The sequence below is a fragment of the Streptomyces humicola genome (genome assembly GCF_024436035.1).
Taxonomy (GTDB): Bacteria; Actinomycetota; Actinomycetes; order Streptomycetales; family Streptomycetaceae; genus Streptantibioticus_B; species Streptantibioticus_B humicola.
This window is the reverse complement of record NZ_JANFNG010000064.1, coordinates 1-3,328: the sequence shown is the minus strand read 5'-3', so window position 1 is coordinate 3,328 and position 3,328 is coordinate 1. Positions and strand designations below refer to the sequence as shown.

At 70.2% G+C, this 3,328-nt stretch carries 3 protein-coding genes; 1 reads left to right on the top strand and 2 read right to left on the bottom strand.

Features of this window, described 5'->3' with window-relative positions:
• Window positions 1-67: 67 nt before the first annotated feature.
• Together NGB36_RS32915 and NGB36_RS32910 are read right to left on the bottom strand one after the other, a co-directional pair.
• On the bottom strand, window positions 68-1,012 hold the full coding sequence (locus tag NGB36_RS32915; RefSeq protein ID WP_372509590.1) for a DeoR/GlpR family DNA-binding transcription regulator: 945 nt from the start codon (window positions 1,010-1,012) through the stop codon (window positions 68-70).
• A gap of 164 nt (window positions 1,013-1,176) precedes the next feature.
• Entirely contained in the window at window positions 1,177-2,616 is a 1,440-nt protein-coding gene (locus NGB36_RS32910; protein ID WP_255924327.1) for an NAD(P)H-quinone dehydrogenase, read from the bottom strand.
• Window positions 2,617-2,720: 104 nt separating this feature from the next.
• Between NGB36_RS32910 and NGB36_RS32905 the strand changes: the two genes are divergently transcribed.
• Complete coding sequence (locus NGB36_RS32905) at window positions 2,721-3,158, top strand: gamma-glutamylcyclotransferase family protein (RefSeq protein ID WP_255924326.1); 438 nt, start codon at window positions 2,721-2,723, stop codon at window positions 3,156-3,158.
• Window positions 3,159-3,328: the final 170 nt, after the last annotated feature.

The window sequence follows — 3,328 nt, the reverse complement described above, 5'->3', positions numbered from 1 at the left end:
GCGGACTGCTGCTTGCGGACTGCTGCTTGCGGACTGCTGCTTGCGGACTGCTGCTTGCGGACTGCTGCTACCGCCTGCGCGGGGCGAGATCGGTGACCCGGCCGCCCGCCTGGGCGCCCGTCGCCGACTCCAGGGGTGCGCTGCGCAGCGGTCCTCCGGGCGGCGCCGTACCGCCCGGGTGGGCATGACGGCGCGGGCCCGGCACCGGCACGTCACGGCGCGGGCGGCCGCCGCCCGGATCACCGCTTCCGCCGCCGTCCACCGCCGTCAGTGACGCAACAGTGATCCGCACCCCGTAGTCGGCGAGCGCGTGCAGCTCCGTCGACGCGCGCTCGTCGCCCATCGGCGGCTCGTCGGTGACCAGATGCGTGATCACGTCGGACGGGACGGTCTGGAACATGGTGTCGGTGCCCAGCTTGCCGTGGTCGGCGAGGACGACGACCTCGGAAGCGGCCTGCACCAGTGCCCGGTCCACGCTCGCCGAGAGCATGTTGGACGTGGACAGGCCTCGCTCGGCGGTCAGACCACTGCCCGAGAGGAAGGCACGCGAGACCCGCAGCCCCTGCAGGGACTGCTCCGCGCCGCTGCCGACCAGCGCGTAGTTGGAGCCGCGCAGCGTGCCACCGGTCATCACGACCTCGACCCGGTTCGCGTGCGCCAACGCCTGTGCCACCAGCAGGGAGTTGGTGACCACGGTGAGACCGGGGATCCGGGCCAGCCGGCGGGCCAGCTCCTGCGTGGTGGTCCCGGCACCGACGACGATGGCCTCGCCCTCCTCGACGAGACCGGCCGCGAGATCGGCGATGGCCGTCTTCTCGGCGGTCGCTAGATGGGATTTCTGCGGAAAGCCGGACTCCCTGGTGAATCCGCCCGGCAGCACCGCACCGCCATGCCGGCGGTCGAGCAGTCCTTCGGCCTCCAGCGCCCGCACGTCACGCCGTACGGTCACTTCGGAGGTCTGGACGACGCGGGCGAGTTCACGGAGCGACACGGCTCCGTTCGCTCGCACCATTTCGAGGATCAACTGGCGACGTTCTGCTGCGAACACGAAACTGACAGTAACCCCAACGACCGTCTGCTATCAGCAGTTTGCACCGATTAACAGAAGTTGTTCGTGCTCGCGTCCCAGGAGTGCTATACGTACCCCGCCGTCACGCATGCCCGACGAGCATGCGCCTAAAGGGCGCCGCACGTCTTACGGGTGTGCAGCTGACGCGCCACTTCCGCGATCGAACCGGACAGCGACGGGTAAACGGTGAACGCCTTTGCGATCTGCTCGACCGTCAGATTGTTGTCGACCGCGATCGAGATGGGGTGAATGAGCTCGCTCGCGCGCGGTGCGACAACGACACCACCGACCACGATGCCGGTGCCGGGACGGCAGAACATCTTGACGAAACCGTCCCTGATGCCCTGCATCTTCGCGCGCGGGTTCCGCAGCAGCGGCAGCTTGAGGACGCGCGCGTCGATCCTGCCGTTGTCCACGTCGGCCTGCGTGTAGCCGACGGTGGCGATCTCCGGGTCGGTGAAGACGTTCGCCGAAACCGCCTTGAGGTTGAGCGGCGCGACCGCGTCGCCGAGGAAGTGGTACATCGCGATCCGGCCCTGCATCGCGGCGACCGAGGCGAGCGCGAAGACGCCGGTGCAGTCGCCCGCCGCGTAGACGCCGAGGGCGGTGGTGCGCGAGACCTTGTCCGTCCAGATGTGACCCGACTCGGTGAGCCGCACCCCTGCTTCCTCCAGACCGATCCCGGCGGTGTTGGGTATCGAACCGACCGCCATCAGACAGTGCGTGCCCGTGATCACCCGGCCGTCGGCCAGCGTCACCTCGACCCCGTCGCCGACCCGCTTGGCCGACTGCGCACGCGAGCGGGCCATGACGTTCATGCCACGGCGGCGGAAGACCTGCTCCAGCACGGCCGCGGCGTCAGGGTCCTCGCCAGGCAGCACGCGGTCACGGCTGGAGACGAGCGTCACCTTGGAGCCGAGCGCCTGGTAGGCGCCCGCGAACTCGGCCCCCGTCACACCGGAGCCGACCACGATCAGCTCTTCCGGGGTGTGGTCGAGGTCGTAGACCTGCGTCCAGTTCAGGATCCGCTCGCCGTCCGGCAGGGCGTCCGGGATCTCACGGGGGTGGGCACCGGTGGCGATGAGCACGGCGTCGGCAGTGAGCGTCTCCGTCGAACCGTCGGCCGCCGTCACGATCACCCGACGCGTGCCGTCCGTCGACTGCGCGGGATCCAGCCGCCCGCGCCCGCGCATCACGCGGCCGCCCGCACGCGTCACGGAGGCGGTGATGTCGTGCGACTGGGCGAGCGCGAGGCGCTTGACGCGGCGGTTGACCTTGCCCAGGTCGACGCCGTGCACGCGGGCGCTCTGTTCCAGCGGCGGGGTGTCGTCCGCGACGATGATGCCGAGCTCCTCGTAGGAGGAGTCGAAGTTCGTCATGACCTCGGCGGTCGCGATCAGCGTCTTCGACGGCACGCAGTCGGTGAGCACCGAGGCGCCGCCCAGACCGTCGCAGTCGACAACGGTCACCTCCGCGCCGAGCTGGGCGGCCACCAGCGCCGCCTCGTATCCGCCGGGTCCGCCACCGATGATCACGATCCGAGTCACGTGCCCATTGTCCCGCACTCATCAAATGATCACGCAGGCGGCCCTTGCGCAGCGCCGCCGCTGCTCTCACGGGAGCCACAACACGCTCCCGTACCCTGTCGGGCATGTCGCTCTACGCCGCGTACGCCGGCAACCTCGACGCGCGGCTCATGAGCCGCCGCGCCCCTCACTCACCGCTGCGCGGCACCGGCTGGCTCACCGGCTGGCGCCTCACCTTCGGCGGCGAGCAGATGGGCTGGGAGGGCGCGCTGGCAACGCTCGTCGAGGACCCGCTCAGCGAGGTCTTCGTCGGCCTGTACGACGTCGCGCCGGTCGACGAGTCGTCGATGGACCGGTGGGAGGGCGTCCCCATGGGCATCTACCGTCGCACGATGGTGCGCGTCCACACGCTGGACGGGGACGTGACGGCGTGGGCGTTCGTGCTCAACGACTACGAGGGCGGGCTGCCGTCCGCCCGGTACCTGGGCGAGATCGCCGACGCGGCGGAGTCGGCGGGGGCGCCGCACGATTACGTGATGGAGCTGCGGAAGCGGCCGTGTTGACGGTTCGCCTATTTCCCGCGGGCGCGGCTTGCGTAGGCTTTTCCCGGCCCGGCCGCCCGCGGTTACGGTGACGCTGCGCTGGGCGCAGGGCCTTTGGGGGTCGGTTTGCCCGTTCCCCGCGGTTGCGGCTGGGGTGGGGTGTTTTTCCCGCCGCCCGCCGTTGCGTGACA